Annotated in this window: 13 protein-coding genes; 1 reads left to right on the top strand and 12 read right to left on the bottom strand. The window is 53.5% G+C overall.

The genetic code is table 11. The features are described 5' to 3' along the window. Window positions 1–123: 123 nt before the first annotated feature. From INT21_RS17865 to nrdR, 12 genes are all read right to left on the bottom strand, one after another. Window positions 124–1,176 (bottom strand): oxidoreductase, encoded by a 1,053-nt coding sequence (locus tag INT21_RS17865; RefSeq protein WP_095604554.1) that lies wholly within the window; start codon window positions 1,174–1,176, stop codon window positions 124–126. Window positions 1,177–1,286: 110 nt separating this feature from the next. Then, window positions 1,287–3,131 carry a dihydroxy-acid dehydratase gene (gene ilvD / locus INT21_RS17860; RefSeq protein WP_038486064.1) on the bottom strand — a complete coding sequence of 615 codons (1,845 nt, stop codon included), beginning with the start codon at window positions 3,129–3,131 and terminating at the stop codon, window positions 1,287–1,289. 139 nt (window positions 3,132–3,270) lie between these two features. Next, window positions 3,271–5,430, bottom strand: a complete 2,160-nt coding sequence (locus INT21_RS17855) for a methyl-accepting chemotaxis protein (protein WP_193085566.1) — start codon at window positions 5,428–5,430, stop codon at window positions 3,271–3,273. Window positions 5,431–5,581: 151 nt separating this feature from the next. Further along, entirely contained in the window at window positions 5,582–8,041 is a 2,460-nt protein-coding gene (gene lon, locus INT21_RS17850) for an endopeptidase La (RefSeq protein ID WP_193085565.1), read from the bottom strand. Window positions 8,042–8,231: 190 nt separating this feature from the next. After that, a complete protein-coding gene (locus tag INT21_RS17845) occupies window positions 8,232–9,479 on the bottom strand; it encodes a DUF945 family protein (RefSeq protein WP_193085564.1) in 1,248 nt (415 codons plus the stop codon). A 130-nt stretch (window positions 9,480–9,609) separates the two neighbouring features. Further along, window positions 9,610–10,083 carry a phosphatidylglycerophosphatase A family protein gene (locus INT21_RS17840; RefSeq protein ID WP_083006254.1) on the bottom strand — a complete coding sequence of 158 codons (474 nt, stop codon included), beginning with the start codon at window positions 10,081–10,083 and terminating at the stop codon, window positions 9,610–9,612. Beyond that, a complete protein-coding gene (thiL, locus tag INT21_RS17835; protein WP_089037419.1) occupies window positions 10,080–11,057 on the bottom strand; it encodes a thiamine-phosphate kinase in 978 nt (325 codons plus the stop codon). The genes INT21_RS17840 and thiL overlap by 4 nt, the downstream gene beginning before the upstream one ends. Window positions 11,058–11,092: 35 nt before the next feature. Beyond that, window positions 11,093–11,596: a transcription antitermination factor NusB gene (gene nusB / locus INT21_RS17830; RefSeq protein WP_009721754.1), complete on the bottom strand. Its 504-nt coding sequence runs from the start codon at window positions 11,594–11,596 to the stop codon at window positions 11,093–11,095. Continuing rightward, a complete protein-coding gene (ribH, locus tag INT21_RS17825) occupies window positions 11,593–12,081 on the bottom strand; it encodes a 6,7-dimethyl-8-ribityllumazine synthase (RefSeq protein ID WP_009721753.1) in 489 nt (162 codons plus the stop codon). The genes nusB and ribH overlap by 4 nt, the downstream gene beginning before the upstream one ends. Window positions 12,082–12,085: 4 nt before the next feature. Beyond that, window positions 12,086–13,252 carry a bifunctional 3,4-dihydroxy-2-butanone-4-phosphate synthase/GTP cyclohydrolase II gene (gene ribBA / locus INT21_RS17820; RefSeq protein WP_193085563.1) on the bottom strand — a complete coding sequence of 389 codons (1,167 nt, stop codon included), beginning with the start codon at window positions 13,250–13,252 and terminating at the stop codon, window positions 12,086–12,088. A 72-nt stretch (window positions 13,253–13,324) separates the two neighbouring features. Further along, entirely contained in the window at window positions 13,325–14,491 is a 1,167-nt protein-coding gene (ribD, locus tag INT21_RS17815; protein WP_193085562.1) for a bifunctional diaminohydroxyphosphoribosylaminopyrimidine deaminase/5-amino-6-(5-phosphoribosylamino)uracil reductase RibD, read from the bottom strand. After that, a complete protein-coding gene (gene nrdR, locus INT21_RS17810; protein WP_089037417.1) occupies window positions 14,491–14,994 on the bottom strand; it encodes a transcriptional regulator NrdR in 504 nt (167 codons plus the stop codon). The genes ribD and nrdR overlap by 1 nt, the downstream gene beginning before the upstream one ends. Before the next feature lie 238 nt (window positions 14,995–15,232). Here nrdR and INT21_RS17805 point away from each other — a divergent pair, with 238 nt between their 5' ends. After that, window positions 15,233–17,002 carry a sugar phosphorylase gene (locus INT21_RS17805; protein WP_193085561.1) on the top strand — a complete coding sequence of 590 codons (1,770 nt, stop codon included), beginning with the start codon at window positions 15,233–15,235 and terminating at the stop codon, window positions 17,000–17,002. Window positions 17,003–17,055: the final 53 nt, after the last annotated feature.

Here is a 17,055-nt window from a genome sequence, read left to right as displayed (position 1 = left end):
CTGACGCCGGAGTAGGGTGAGGAGGAGTCCATCCCATTGGGTAACGAATCTCGCGAGGAACGAGCGAATGAGGCACCCGCGGAAGGTAGCGGAACGACGCCCAGAGGCAGCCGTCCCAACTGCTTACAAATGGTGTTTTAGCGGTATCCAGCGGCGTTGGCGGTGGCTGTCTAGACCAGCTTCCAAGAGCGTCATGCTCCGTAGCGCATCGTCAATATCAACAGGCAGCGGCGTTTTATCGCGGATCGCGACGGCCACGCCTTGATAGTAAGCCAGGTAGTCACCCGCCTGGGTAGCATGCTCATGACGCACTAGCGGTGCCTCTTCTCCGTCGCCCTCGCGAAGGGTCAGCGTACCAGGGGCGTCAGCACCCCAGGCAGGCGTTGGCACCTCTCCCGCTTTTAAGCGATCCTCTTGAGGGTCTAGACCGTATTTAAGGTAGCTACCTTTCGTTCCATTAATGCGGAAGCGCGGTGTTGATTCGGCAACCAGCGTGCCAGCGCTGAGGCTAACGCGACAGCCGTCGTACTCCAGCAGCGCTAAAAAGTCATCATCGGCTTTAGCGTCATCTCTGCGCACACCCAGATCTAGCATGATGGCATTTGGCATCCCAAACAGCTCACAGGCTTGGTCAAGCAAGTGAGGGCCTAGGTCATACCAAATTCCCCCACCTGGTGTGGCTTTTTCGCGCCAGCGGTCACGAACTTCAGGACGAAAACGATCAAAACGCGACTCAAGCCCAGTGACACGGCCTAACGTGCCGGCTTCAAGCAGCGCTTTAATAGTAAGGAAGTCACTATCCCAACGGCGGTTATGAAATACCGACACCAAACGCTCTTTATCAATCGCCAGCGCTTTTAGCTGCTTGGCTTCTGAAAGTGTGACGGTAAACGGCTTATCGACGACTACGTGTTTACCCGCCATCAACGCTGCTTTGGCGAGTGGAAAATGCGTGTCATTAGGTGTCGGGATAACGATGAGGTCAATATCGCTGCGCTGACATAACGCCAGTGCTTGGCGCTCAACCTCAACATCCAAGTCAGCATGCACTTTGGCGGCATCGCTAGAGGATACTGCGACTAAATCCAGGCCTTCCGTTGCCTGAATGAGTGGCGCATGAAACGTTTTACTCGCAAATCCATAGCCAACGAGGCCAACGTTGATAATCGCCTTCATTACATTCCTTAGTCGTTTTGACGGTTTGCATTGGGCATAAAGCAGCTCACATAAAGCAATCCACATAAAACAGCCCGCTTTGCACGGGCTGTTTTACATAGTACCTACACCTAGTCGAGCTTGGAAAGGTCGCGAACCGCACCTTTGTCTGCTGACGTGGCCAGCAATGCGTAGGCTTTCAGTGCGGGAGTTACCTTACGAGGCCGCTGCTCGACGGGCTTCCAGGCGTCTTTGCCTTTAGCTTCCATCGCCTCGCGACGCTTCGCTAATACTGAATCAGGTAGTTGCACGTTAATCGTACGGTTGGGAATATCAATCAGAATGGTATCGCCCTGCTCAACCAAACCAATCGCGCCACCTGCCGCCGCTTCGGGGGAAACATGGCCAATGGAAAGCCCAGAAGTCCCGCCAGAGAAGCGGCCATCCGTCAACAATGCACAGGCCTTACCCAGCCCTTTGGATTTTAAGTACGAGGTCGGATAGAGCATTTCCTGCATGCCAGGACCGCCTTTAGGGCCTTCGTAGCGAATGACCACTACATCGCCCTCTTTGACCTTACCGTCCAATACATTGGCCACTGCTTGATCTTGGGACTCAACGACGTGGGCTTTGCCTTCGAACACGAGAATCGAATCGTCAACGCCTGCCGTTTTAACCACGCAACCATCGAGGGCGATGTTGCCGTAAAGCACAGCCAAACCGCCTTCTGTTGAGAACGCATGCGCTAGGTCGCGAATACAACCGGTAGCACGATCGCCATCTAGGCTTGGCCAGCGGGCGCTTTGTGAGAAAGCGGTTTGGGTTGGAATACCACCAGGGCCTGCTTTAAAGAACTCGACCACCTCAGCGTTTGGCGAGCGCATAATATCCCACTCTTCCAGCGCCGCTTTTAGGCTATCGCCGTAAACAGTTGGCACTGACGTGTCCAGCACTCCCGCACGATCCAGTTCGCCCAGAATAGCCATAATGCCACCCGCACGGTGAACATCTTCGATATGGTATTTCTGGGTATTGGGTGCCACCTTACATAGCTGCGGCACTTCCCGAGAGAGCCGATCAATATCCGCCATGGAGAAGTCGACTTCCGCTTCTTGGGCCGCCGCCAGCAAATGCAAAATTGTATTCGTAGATCCGCCCATGGCGATATCTAACGTCATGGCATTTTTGAACGCTGCTTTGTTACCAATCGCACGGGGCAGCAGGTGGGCTTCTTCGCCTTCATAGTAGCGCTTGGCCAGCTCTACAATGCGATGGCCAGCGGTTTCAAACAGGCGCCGACGGTCTGAATGGGTCGCCAGCACGGTACCATTACCAGGTAGCGCTAAGCCTAATGCTTCCATTAGACAGTTCATCGAGTTAGCGGTAAACATACCCGAGCAACTGCCGCAGGTGGGGCAAGCACTGCGCTCGACTTCAGCCAGAGTTTCATCATCAACGCTATCGTCAGCCGCCATAACCATGGCGTCGACCAGATCTAGGCCGTGATCTAGCAGCTTGGTTTTGCCCGCTTCCATGGGCCCACCCGAAACAAAAATGACCGGAATATTGAGGCGCATAGCAGCCATCAACATCCCAGGGGTAATTTTGTCGCAGTTGGAAATACACACTAGCGCGTCGGCACAGTGGGCATTACACATGTACTCAACGCTATCAGCGATAATATCGCGGCTGGGCAGCGAATAGAGCATGCCGTCGTGCCCCATAGCGATGCCATCATCTACCGCTATGGTGTTGAACTCTTTAGCCACACCGCCGGCTTTTTCAATTTCACGGGCGACCAATTGGCCCATGTCTTTTAAGTGAACATGGCCCGGTACAAACTGGGTAAACGAGTTCGCAACCGCAATAATAGGCTTATGGAAGTCGTCGTCTTTCATACCTGTAGCGCGCCAAAGGGCGCGGGCGCCGGCCATATTACGGCCGGCGGTGGTCGTACGGGAGCGATACTCGGGCATGGTGTCCTCTTCTACATCTTTATCGTGGCCTACCGCATTCTTGGCGACAGGCAAGTGAATCCAGCGGCCTTAGATTGTGGCATGAGCGCACCGTGGAGACTAGATGGTGAGAGCAACCTCCCTTGCCAATTTGTCAGAGTTAAAACGTCTCCCACTGTGCAGAGTGATCTTGACTAGCCACTTCTCTTGCCGCAGCGCCTGAAGGCAGTTTCAGTGATGCTTTACGCTGCGCTTGATTAACCTGCTGTAGCTTTTCCCGGGCAGAGTGAATGTTTTCTTCCTGAGCACCTTCAAGACGGAAGGCATCCACGACATTCGCCAGCTCAAACGTCTCTAGCGCTAAATTATCCGCAGAGGCCGCGATAGTTTGTACTTTTGTGGCGTTTTGCTGAGTCACATTATCCATTTCAGCAATCGCGGAATTAATTTGGCCAATACCGCTGCTTTGCTCGCTTGAGGCGGTGCTAATCGACTCCATCAGCTCACTGACACGGCTGACCTGCTGCATTACATTGTCGATGGCTCGTTCCGCTTGCTCGACCGCACCACGGCCGCCACTGACCTCTTGCGTCGTACTTTCAATCATCTTGCGAATTTCTTGGGCCGCATCGGCACTACGGCTCGCCAAGTTACGCACTTCACTAGCCACCACCGCGAAGCCTCGGCCATGCTCTCCGGCACGTGCCGCTTCGACCGATGCATTGAGTGCCAGAATATTCGTTTGGAAAGCGATCCCGTCAATGACGCCAATCATCTCCGCCATTTTTTCAGCACTTTGGGCAATACGCTGCATTCTTGCGACCAACTGCTGCATTTGCTCTCGGGTATCGCGGGTGCTTGAGGCATTCTGCACCGCCAGCTCCGTCGCTTGGCGGGCATTTTCAGTATTTTGCTGCACCGTGGACGTCATTTCTTCCATGCTTGAGGCCGTTTGCTGCAGTGATGACGCCTGCTGCTCGGTGCGAGAAGCCAGCTCTTCATTTTCAGCGGCAATTTGCTGAACGGCCGGCGTGACAACCGACACTCGATGTTCTACATCACCGACAATACTCGCCAAGCTAAAGCGCATGGTATCCAACGAATAGAGCAGCTCGCCCAGCTCGTCTTTCGTTTCACGACGTTCGCGAGCAGCCAAATTACCTGCTGCAATTTGAAAAGTAATATGCCGCGCCCCTTCTACGCTGCGCAATACGGATCTTAAAATCACAGTGCTGAGACCTACCATCAACAACAGACCAATAAGCATCAACACCACTTGAGCAATCAACATTTGCTGACGCCCCTGCTGTGCCTGACCCACCAGCATTTCAGCATTTGCTCGCTCATCGCTAACTAACTGGCTACTGCTCTCTCTTAACTGCTCTGTGATAGGTTGTACGCCGTCGTTAAAGGCTTCGAAAGCGGCAAAGCCATTTGCGTTACTGACCGCCGTCACCGTGGTATCGACACTGCTGATCCAGGTCGCTAATCCTGCACTAAACGCTTGTAGACGCTCAGCACTGGCATTGCTGTCCGCAAGATACTCGTTCCAAAGCGTTTGTATTGACTGAGAATATTCGCTAACTGACGCGGCAACTGCATCAACATCAACCCGGCGAGGGTTACGAACAGTAGGTTCCAACTGAGCCACCACTTGGCCGATTTGGCGCTCTACTCGCTGAAGGTTGGCGACGGCTTCTAGCCCTGAGCGATTTAACGTATCAAGGCGCTCACCAGAAACCATTAAGCCGTACATCCCTAGGCCGCCTGCTAACCCCATTAAGATAATGGACGCTACGACCATGCCCGTTAACTTAGCTTTTAGGCTATTAAACTGAAAGCGAGCAAAAAAGCCTCCCACACCACGGCGCCTTAGCGCCCCTTGCGCCAGCGTGTAGCGGCGAGATTTACCTTTTTCGCGTATTTCTTTATAGACGGTTTCTGCCAGCGCAATACTTTGAGCTGGGGCTTTGCGCCGCAACGAGGTATACCCTACGATACGGTCGCCATCCCTGAGTGGTGCTACGCTAGCAGTGACCCAATAATGATCGCCGTTTTTACGACGATTTTTTACCGTCCCCTGCCAGCTCGCACCTGACTTAATCGTCTTCCAGAAATCTGCATAGGCTGCTTCCGGCATATCCGGGTGGCGAATTAAGTTATGGGGACTTCCCATCAATTCATCGCGGGTATAGCCGCTGACCTCGACAAACGCAGCGTTAGCGTAGGTCACATTGCCCTTCAAATCGGAACGTGAAATCAGCACAGTCTCATCGTCAAGCGTGTACTCACGCTGAGTGACGGGTTGGTTGTTGCGCATACAGAGGCTCCCCTGGGACTTTTTTAATTTTGATTTGCCTCTATTATCACTCGCCGCAAGGCAATTTAATCTTTGAATAACCCTACAAAAACGCCGCACTCTTTGGTGCGGCGGCTTAACTAAACGGTTGTTTAACGATTAATTGAAGCGTCTACGTGAAGACCACATTGGCTACATCACGATAGCGGTTTGCAAAATGCACCGTCATTCCCTCTTTCAAATAATCGGGAAGCTCTTCGTAATCGCGCTTATTGGCTTCGGGTAGTATCACCTCAAAAATATCGCTGCGGCGAGCGGCAATAATTTTCTCTCGGATTCCTCCCACCGGTAAGACTTGCCCGGTTAAGGTCAATTCACCGGTCATTGCCAAGGGGCGGTTAATCTCCTGATGCTTGGCCAGCGAAAGCAGCGCCGTGGTCATTGTGACCCCTGCCGACGGGCCGTCTTTGGGTGTCGCCCCTTCAGGCACGTGAAGATGCACAAACGCCGAGTCAAAGAAGTCAGCATCGGCACCATACTCTTGCAAGTGGCCCAGCGTGTAGCTGTAAGCAATATTGGCGGACTCCTTCATCACATCGCCAAGCTTGCCGGTGAGTTTAAAGCCGCGATCCAGCGCATGGACTTTGCCCGCCTCGATAGGCAGTGTTGCGCCGCCCATGGAGGTCCAGGCAAGCCCGGTAACAACGCCTTCGCCTTTCAGCACTTTCTCTTTGCGGAATAGCGGTGCTCCTAGGAACTCTTCCAGATTTTTAACCGATATTTTTACCGTATCCACCTGCTCTTCCAGCAGCTTTACGGCTGCCTTGCGAACAATACGATGCAGCTGTTTTTCAAGTTGACGAACGCCCGCCTCACGAGCATAGCCGTCAATAACCTGCTTGAGCGCGGCATCCGTTAAGTTGATACGTTTCTTAGCCAGATTGTCGCGTTTCAACAGCTTCGGCCATAGATGGTGCTTAGCGATCTGTAGCTTTTCTTCGGCGATATAACCAGAAAGGCGGATCTGCTCCATACGATCAAGCAACGGACCTGGAATAGAGTCCAGCGTATTCGCGGTGCACAAGAACAGCACTTTGGATAGATCCATGCGCACATCGAGATAGTGATCCAGGAAATCGACGTTTTGCTCTGGGTCTAACACCTCAAGCAGTGCTGATGCGGGATCGCCCTGGAATGATTGGCCCAGCTTATCAATCTCATCGAGCATAATCACAGGGTTCTCGACCTCGACTTCTTTAAAGGCCTGCACCAGTTTGCCGGGCATTGCGCCCACATAAGTACGGCGATGGCCTTTAATTTCTGCCTCATCGCGCATCCCCCCCACGGAGAAACGATAAAACTCACGGCCCAACGCTTCAGCAATAGAGCGCCCAATCGAGGTTTTACCAACCCCAGGAGGGCCGACCAGCAGCACAATCGAGCCACCTACATCGCCCTTGAAGGTACCTTCGGCAAGAAACTCAACAATCCGCTCTTTTACGTCTTGTAAGCCGTCGTGATCGCGATTAAGGACTTCCCTGGCATGGGTCAAGTCGAGCTTGTCCTGGCTGGTAACGCCCCAGGGCAACGAGGTGAGCCAATCAAGGTAATTACGAGTAGTGCCGTACTCTGGCGAGCCGGTTTCTAGCACGCTGAGCTTATTAAGCTCATCGTCAATACGTGCTTGGACGCGTTCTGGCACCACCAGCGACTCTAGGCGATTCCTAAACGTATCGACGTCGTTTTCACGGTCGTCTTTGGAAATACCCAGTTCACGCTGAATGACCTTAAGCTGCTCACGCAAGAAAAACTCTCGCTGCCGCTCCTGCATTTGAGCATTCACCTGCTCACTGATCTCGCTTTGCAACTGAGCAACATCGATTTCTTTACGCAGCAATGGGAGAACTTTGTGCATACGCTCAGCCACCGACAGCGTGGCGAGTACATCCTGCAGGTCGGGCCCCTTGGCAGACGTGATAGCAGCTGCAAAGTCAGTTAGCGGGCCGGGCTCATGAGGACTAAAGCGATTGAGGTAATGTTTTAGCTCTTCACCATACAGCGGATTAATCGGCAGCAACTCTTTGATGCCGTTAATAATCGCCATCGCATAAGCGCGGGTTTCTTCATTCTCAGCGTCGACTGGTTCTTTGGGATAGCTGACTTCCACCAGATAAGGCGGCTCTTTAGACAGCCAGCGCTGAATTTTAAAACGCCTAACCCCCTGAGCGATAAACTGAATCTGTTGATCTTCGCTCTGGAGTTTATGTACTTTGACCGCCGTGCCAATCTCAGGAAAGCCGTTGTGATCCAACGACTCAACACCTTGCTCGCCAACAAAGGCAACACCAATGGTGTGATGAGGCGTATTGCCTACCCGACGCATGGTTTCTTCCCAGCGCTCGCGGTTGATGACCAGCGGCTGTACCTGAGCGGGAAAGAAGGGTCGATTATGAATCGGCAATAGATAGATACGCTCTGGGAGCATATCGCTGGCAGGCACTAACGAATTAACTTTCTCACCGTCTGAACGGTGCTCTTCACTGTTCGAGGTATCGTCTTGCGGTGCGTCGGGCTCATCGTCCGTCAGCCAATCGGGGTGTTCGTGATCGCGGTCGTAATCCTGGTCGCTCATGCGCCCTCCCATAACAGTGACTAGCGGATTGATCCGCTTAGCAATGTCTAAGGAATGTGGGCACAGGGGGTGAACTTCAACCCTTGGCACCATTTGAAGCAGTGCATTAGGGTGGTAACAGCTTCAGAGCTCGTCGCTGTTTATTAGAAAGCCGTGATACTCAAAACGGTGATGCTCAAAACACTTATGGTCAAAGCTGAGGCATCGGACGTCCATTAACACGCAGCTCGCCACGAACAACATCAAACTCTAGTTCTCGCGTACCAAGAGGCAGGCCTAGCCAAAGGGCTGCCACGGTTGGTGCATCGTACCAAGTGAAATCACCATCAATACGATCCAACCAGCGAGCGCGCTCTTCTGGCTTATCTAGCCTCGTCATCATAAGTTCATCAAGCCCACGCGCATCAAAAAAGAGCGCACCATCCGCGTTAACATTGATACCTAGCAGCGGGCTTTCAATCGCGATCGTTGTAACGTCTAAACGGGGCGAGTCACTCAACACACCTTTTAAATCAGGGGCTAAACGCACCAGCAGTCCTTCTGCCATTGGCAGGCTAGCGTCGCCCCATGAGGCTTCTTGCCGCAAACGCAAGATTGTTGCGCGAACAGCATCCGCATTTAAGCGTGAAAGCTCGGCCTCAATCCGACCGCTTAACAAAGCTGTATCGGGTGCTTCGCTTGGGACGCTCACCTCGCCAATGATCAGTTCGCCATTCAAGCGAAGCTCTTGTTCGTCGAGCACCATGTGGCTGTGAACATCAAGCGGCGACACATGAATATCATAGGCAGGATAGTGAAGCGCTAACGACTCAACATGCAGATGGTCGCGCTGAGCAAAGTGGTAGGCATCGTCAATGTAGGTATAACGGCTTTCAAGAGACGAAGATCCCAGCGTCAAATGAGCGGGGCCATCTGTTAGCGTGAGCTGGTCGAGCAGCGCACGCAACCGCCAATCACCAAATACGCCTTCTAAGCGCATACGGGCACCACGAACCGATAGCTCACGACCATTTTGCTGGATCACAAAAGGAGCAAGTGCCAACCTCAGTTCACTGTGGCCACTTAGTGTATGGTAGCGCCCTTGCCAGCGCGGGATAGACGGGGCAGAGACCTCACCTACGGCTTTTTGCAAAACGCTATCTAAACGGGGCAGTAGCGTTCCTTCAACGTCAGTACTTAATGCACCATGACGAGCACGGTAAGTCAGCTCTAACCGCCATGGCCGCCCTAATAAGGGCGATAAAAGCAGCTTGCCCTGAGACGTCAACCACCCTTGGCGGCTCTCCGTGCGACTAACTCGCCACTCCCCTCGCGCTTCTAAATCTTCTAGTGCTTGACGAAGGCTGCGTTCAAACAAAATGCTCGATAGCAGTTGTGCCACCACCCACGCCACCACGAAGGCCGCGAGAATAGGCACGATCAGTCGTTCCTTGCGCATGCGATCTCCTTGAACACCCCCACGATTGGAGCCATTCACCACCGACGTTGTGTAATCAGTTTCGGGTAATCAGCTAAGTCCATTTATTATTATAAGTGGCTCACCTGCCAGTTTGTGCAGGTAGGTTATTTTAGTGTAGCCAAAACCATAAATGCATCGTGCTCCACGCGTAGATGCCCGCCATGACGTCATCAATCATAATGCCAAATCCACCGGCAACACGCCGGTCTGCCCACCGGATAGGCCACGGTTTGAAGACGTCGAAAATACGAAAAACAATGAATCCCCAGAGTGCGGCCTCCCACGAGAAGGGCACTGCCGCCATGGTTATCCAGTAGCCAACAAACTCATCCCAAACAATACCGGAGTGATCATGCACGCCTAAGTCATGGGAAGTTTTGTCACACAACCACACCCCAACCACAAACGCCACAAACACAATGCTGAGATACCAGGCCAAAGGGAGGTCGGCCATCATCCAGTAGAATGGGATTGCTGCTAGCGTCCCGAAGGTGCCAGGTGCCCAGGGCACCGCACCACTACCCAGGCCAAAGGCAAAAAAATGGGTTGGCCGACGCCATACGCTCGCTGGTGCTCGGTTCATGGCGCTTCCCCGCTAAAATGCTGCCATCCTTCGTAGTCACTGGCGGCAACGCCAGTCACGCCTAGGGTTTCGGTACAGTGGCCTATCACCGTTAGCGAGAGGCCAAGATCGGCGAGCCGCTGCTGGGCGATAGCGAGGTTCGTTGGTGAGAGTGTCACCAGCAGCTCATAGTCGTCGCCACCCGATAGCGCGGCTTTAATTGCCTCATCGTGGCCTAACGTTTCTTGCAATCCTACGGCCAACGGTAGCGCGTCGACGTCTAGTGCGCAGCCTATGCCAGATGCCTTACGCACGTGCGACAAATCTGCCAACAAGCCATCCGAAATGTCCAGTGCCGCCGTTGCAATACCGCGCAGTGCCACACCCGCGGCTAAGCGAGGTTGCGGCAACAAATAACGAGCCAGCAGTGGGTGCGACAATTCGCGTTCGCCCTGGCGCCAAAGCGATAGGCCACCGGCACCACCACCCAAGGCACCGGTCACGGCGATAACATCGCCGACCTGCGCACCTGAGCGAGTTAGTGCTTGGCCAGTTGGCACTTCGCCCATCACCGTCACACCAATGGTCAGTGCCCCAGAGGTGACATCACCACCAACCAGCGCAGTGGCGTGCTGCTGACAAAGCGCGTGAAACCCTTCAGCGTATCCTGCTAACCAGTGTTCAGCAGCTTCGCGGTCATTAAAGACGCTCTTATCCAGCGTCATTGCCATCAGGCACCAACGCGACGTCGCGCCCATGGCTGCTAGGTCGCTGAGCGCCACCGCCAGCGCGCGATGTCCTACCGCGTGTGCTGGCGCATCGTGAGGAAAATGCACGTTACTCACCGACGTATCAACGCTGACCACAAGCTGCTGACCTGCTCGGGGCACCAAAAGCGCTGCATCGTCGCCATTTTCAAGCGCTATACCAGCTGTCGCGTGCGCCTCCTGCGGCGACATGAAGTAGCGCTGAATCAGTTCAAATTCGCCAAGCACAAAGGCCCCTTAAACGCATTATCAGGAGGCTCGCCTTACAGACGGCGAGCGCTGACCTCAGCACTTCGTAAGCGATTTGCTAACTTATCGAGAATGCCGTTCACGTATTTATGGCCGTCGGTGGCACCAAATGATTTGGCCAGCTCAACGCCTTCGTTAATCACTACTCGGTAAGGTACTTCCATCCGCCGAGAAAGCTCATAGGCACCCAAGCGCAGGATGGCTAGCTCAACAGCATCAAGGTCTTCGAGGCGTCGGTCGAGCAGCGGCGCAATTTCACGATCTAACTCCGCTTTGAACCGGACCGTGTTATGCAGCAGTTCATGGAAAAGCGCCTTATCAGCGATTTCCATTACTTTCACCCAGTTTTCGTAATCTTCCAGATCATCATCCGCTACCTGGCTACGAAACTCAGCTTCGATAGTGGTGATCGATTTCCCTGTCATTTGCCACTGGTAAATCCCCTGAACCGCTAACTCACGCGCGGCGTGGCGCCCTAGCTGCGCGGCAGAGGGCTTACGCTCACGACGTTCGCTCATTGGTTGTCTCCTAGCGGCAATGCTCGCAGTAATGAGACCATCTCCATCGCTGCCATTGCGGCTTCCGTACCTTTATTACCCGCTTTGGTGCCCGCCCGCTCAATCGCCTGTTCGATAGACTCAACGGTCAACACGCCGTTTGCTACCGGCGTATCGAACTCAAGCTGGAGGTGGTTGATGGCTGTGTTGCAGCCGCCAGCTACATATTCAAAATGCGGCGTGCCACCACGAATAACAGCGCCCAGCGCGATAACAGCATCGGGCTTCATGACGTTAAGTACACGCTTTACTGCCAGCGGTAGTTCCCAAGCACCAGGTACGTGGACAAGATGAATATTGTCCGCATCAACGCCGTGGCGTGTCAGGCTATCAATAGCGCCTTCCACCAGGCTATCCACCACATGGTGGTTAAAACGGCCTACAACGATGACATAACGGCCATCGACATCCACAAAAGTGCCTTCAACTTGCGAAAGGGATTGCATCAATTTATTCCTGCTGAGAAGTTGGCTCATACGCCGTGTCATTGGGTCCTAGACGCTCGACAACTTCGAGATCAAAACCGGAGAGCGCCGAGAATTTCCACGGTGAGCTGAGTAGCCGCATTTTGCCTACCCCTAAATGGCGTAGGATTTGCGAGCCAGTACCAATCGTTAAGTAGTTACCTGAACCGTCCGAATCGCTGGTGCGCGGTTGACGCACGCGATCCAGAAAAATATCGAGTTGATCTTTCAAGTCTTGGTGAGGACGACCATCGTCAATCAGCACAAAGACCCCCGCAGACGCATTAGCGATCTCTTCCAGCGCACGATGGGCATCCCAACGGCACTGCTCATCTTTCATTAACCCTACGATATCACGCAGCGTATCCGCCAAGTGAACACGCACCGTTGTCGCCTGCTCTGGCGTCGGCTGCCCCTTAACTAACGCCAAATGATGAGCACCTTGTATACGGTCCCGGAACACATGCAGCGCCAGTTCCCCATGGGCCGTCATCACATTGGTCGTTTCGACCGCATCAACCGTTTGTTCATTGACGATACGGTAGTGAATCAAGTCGGCAATCGTGCCAATTTTAATACCATGCTTTTTAGCAAACTCTTCAAGCTCAGGCCGACGCGCCATACTGCCATCATCATTCATGATTTCACAGATGACGCCGCTAGGATCGCAGCCTGCTAAAGAGGCTAAATCACAGGCTGCTTCAGTATGCCCAGCACGACGTAGAACACCACCAGGTTCAGCCATCAGCGGAAATATATGCCCTGGCTGTACGATATCTGTCGGCTTGGCATTCGCCGCCACTGCCGCTTGAACAGTACGCGCACGATCAGCTGCTGAGATGCCGGTGGTCACACCTTCGGTCGCTTCAATGGAGAGCGTAAACTTAGTGCCAAACCCAGAGCCGTTATCACGCACCATCAACGGTAGGTTTAGCTGCTCGCAACGCTCGCGAGTCATGGGCATACAAATAAGCCCACAGGCATAACGTGCCATGAAGTTGATATGCTCGGCCTGAACTTTTTCGGCCGCCATAATGATATCACCTTCGTTTTCGCGATCCTCATCATCCATGAGAATCACCATTTTGCCCTGGCGGATATCTTCCACCAGCTCAGCGATAGGGGACAACCCCTCTGAAGAGGAATGCGCCATGGAATCTCCAAAATAAGTGGTCGCAACACATGCGATTTCGCGCGTCAGGGTACCTTGCTCTGGCCCGGCGCGCTAGTCAGTGCACGGTTTAGCGATGATGCGCCAGTCACTACCAACGGCTCGAATTTCTTTAATAGTTAAGCGCTTCTGGTCGGCCATGCGGGTCATCCCGGGCAACGCAAATAGTGGTCGAGCCTCGCCTCCCAAAAGCGTGGGAGCAACAAATAACTGCAGTTCATCCACCGCATTTGCATCTAACAGCGCGCCTGCCAGCGTAGCGCCGGTTTCAACAAGCAGCTCGTTTACCAGCTCATGCTCAGCCAACCAGCTCAGCATCTCTGCAAGATCGATTCGGCCTTCTTGAGCCGCGGGCAGTACCTTAATGTCAGCGCCTGCAGCTTCCAGCTTTTGGCGTTTTTCTTCACTGTGGTGTTCAGTGGTAATAATCAATGTGCGACCTGGTTCACGAAGACAAGCGGCCGCTAACGGTAACCGCAGACGCGAATCCAAAATAACGCGTAATGGCTGCCGCTGACTAATTGTATCCGCGTTATCGAGCCCCAACTGGTCTGCGCGCACGGTTAGCCGTGAATCATCCATAATGACGGACTCAACGCCGCTCAAAATAGCGCTTGAACGCGCTCGCAGACGCTGCACTTGGCTACGAGCTTCTGGGCCAGTAATCCATTGTGACTCTCCAGAGCCCATGGCAGTGCGGCCATCCAGGCTCATGGCCATTTTTAAACGCACAAAGGGACGCTTGTGCTGCATACGGGAAATAAAGCCAGGATTTAACGCACGGGCATCCTGTTCCAACAGCCCAACATCTACCTGAATTCCTGATTCCCGAAGCCGCCTGATACCGCGTCCACTCACGCAAGGGTTAGGGTCAACCATTGCGACGACCACGCGGGCAACCTTGGCATCCGCTAACGCAACGGCACAAGGGCCAGTGCGACCTGTATGGGAACAAGGTTCCAGCGTGACATAAGCCGTTGCGCCTTCTGCCTTTGCACCAGCGGCGTTAAGCGCGTGAATTTCTGCATGCGGTTCGCCAGCACGGAGGTGAAAGCCCTCGCCAACCACCTGCCCTTCAGCGTGTTGATCGTAGCGGACAATAACACAGCCTACCCGGGGGTTGGGGTCTGTTGTATACAGCCCTTTCGCCGCCAATTGCAGAGCACGCGCCATAAATTGATGATCAGCGCTGGTAAAGCCTCTCTCCGTCAACTCGTTCATCAAACCTCTCCGCGATCTGGGTCGCTGTGGGCTGATGCAGGGTGATCGCCTGGATCTTGAGAAAGACGGTCTATCTCGGCGCGAAATTCGTCTAGATCCTGAAACTTACGATATACCGATGCAAAGCGGATATACGCCACCTGATCCAGGTTGCTTAATGCCTTCATGACGGCCTCACCGATATCCCGTGCATTAACTTCGCGGTCTCCGCGGGCACGGAGCGATTGGCGAATACGCTCAACAGCGGCTTCTATTGCCTCAGCACTTACCGGACGCTTCTCCAGCGCTCGCAACATGCCTGCCCGCAGCTTGCTCTCGTTAAAGGTTTCGCGTGAGCCGTCGGATTTTACGACCCTCGGCATAATCAGTTCTGCGGTTTCATACGTGGTGAAGCGCTCTTGGCAGCTAGCGCATTGGCGACGACGGCGCACCTGGTCACCGTCGGCTACCAGCCGCGAGTCGGTCACTCGAGTATCATTAGCACCACAAAAAGGGCAATGCATGGCAGTCAACCTGTTGTCAGTACGTGCAGCGTGTCAGCTTGTGCGGATAACGGCACATATAAGCAATATTGCAAACTATTATTAGCAGCGGAGTAGCCACGCGCTACAACGACATGCAGTTTAAGGGCGCTTGCAAGCAAAAATAGTCGCTTCTTTAAACGCGGCGTTAACCTAGCATTGTAACGATTTGGCACACAAGCTGCAGCGTTTGTCGTAGGTTGTTTAAGAGGACACCCCTATGACCCCATTTGAGCAGACAGTCCACCATTTCCTTGCGCACCTCTACGGCCCCCGCGCCAGCGAGGTACAACGCCGTCTTGGACAACACATTGAACACTTTCGCAGTGCATCACAGGCGCCAGCCATAACAGAAAATACCGCGGCTGAAGGCGATAATGCACCAAAATGGAGCGAAAAAGATCAATGGGTCATTAGCTACGGTGATTCCATTGTGGCAGAGGAAACACCGCCTCTTGCCGTGCTTAATGAGTTCCTTCAGCGCTATTTGGGGGAGCGTATTAGCGGCGTGCATGTGCTGCCTTTTTTTCCCTGGAGTAGCGATGATGGCTTTTCAGTCATTCATTACCGTGAGGTTAATCCAGAGCTAGGCGATTGGCAGCATATCCGTGAGCTGGCAAGCCACTATGACGTGATGGGCGATTTAGTGCTAAACCACGTGTCTCGCGAGTCTCTGTGGTTTGTGGATTATTTAACCGGAAGCTTGCCAGGTCGTGATTACTTTATAGAAGTAGACCCAGAAACCGATGTTTCTGACGTGGTTCGACCACGTAGCAGTCCATTGCTAGTGCCCATTTCCACGCGTCGGGGTACGCGCCATGTATGGGCAACCTTCTCAGAAGATCAGATCGATTTAAACTTTGAAAACCCTGACGTATTGCTTGAGTTTGTTGGCATCTTGCTGTTTTACCTTCAACAGGGCGTGCGTATCATTCGCCTGGATGCAGTGGCATTTTTATGGAAGCGTCTGGGCACGCCATGCATCCATCTTCCCGAAACCCATACGGTGGTCCGTTTACTGCGCGCCATTGTGGATGAAATAGCGCCGGGCACGCTGATAATTACCGAGACCAATGTCCCTCACGCAGAAAACATCAGTTACTTTGGCTTAGAACGGTTAGCCAACGGGGCGCCAGACGAAGCCCACATGGTCTATCAATTCGCCCTGCCCCCTTTGTTATTGCACACACTCACCCGCGGTGAAGCCACTACCCTTCAAACATGGCTTGCCAGCCTGCCGATACTGCCCAGACACTGCACCTATTTAAACTTCACCGCGAGCCATGATGGGATTGGCGTGCGTCCTTTAGAAGGAGTGCTACCCGATCATGAGAGAGATGCACTGCTAGAACTGATGCATCGCTTTGGTGGCTTTGTCAGCATGCGGAGCAATCCTGATGGCAGTGACTCACCCTACGAAATCAATATTACTTGGTTTGAGGCCATGCGCGGCACGCGTAGAGGACCAGACCCCTGGCAAATTGCCCGCTTCCTGTGCAGCCAAGCTATTATGCTGACGCTCCAGGGCATTCCCGCCCTCTATATTCATACATTGACCGGCACGCTTAACGATGTCGAAGGAGTGGAGCGCAGCGGCCGATTGCGCTCAATTAATCGACGCCGCTGGCAGCGTGATGAGCTAACACTGTTACTCGAAAGCCCCTCAACGCCGACCCACGATGTGTTTCATGCGCTTAGCCGCTTGCTGGAACTTCGGCGCACAGAGCCCTGCTTCCACCCCAACGCCACACAACGCGTACTGACTACGCCGCCTGAAGTGTTAGCCATTGAGCGAGGCCCGCTAAGCGACGGCCGCCGCCTGCTTGCCCTGTTTAATGTCACCGATACGCTACTGCCATTAGATAATGTAGGAGAAGCACTTGAGCAGACACTTAGCCAACATGCTTGGCGTGCTTTAGATCTGCAAAACGCCCAGGAAGAGACCACGCTTCCTCCCTATGCAATAAGATGGATGGTGGCAGATACGTGAAAAATGCATTGCGGCATAATGTCTCAGCAATGAGCCAATATAATCGTCAAATA

This window comes from Halomonas sp. 3F2F (assembly GCF_014897805.1).
Lineage (GTDB): Bacteria > Pseudomonadota > Gammaproteobacteria > Pseudomonadales > Halomonadaceae > Vreelandella.
The sequence above is the reverse complement of the archived record's forward strand: the minus strand, read 5'-3'. Positions and strand labels throughout refer to the sequence as shown.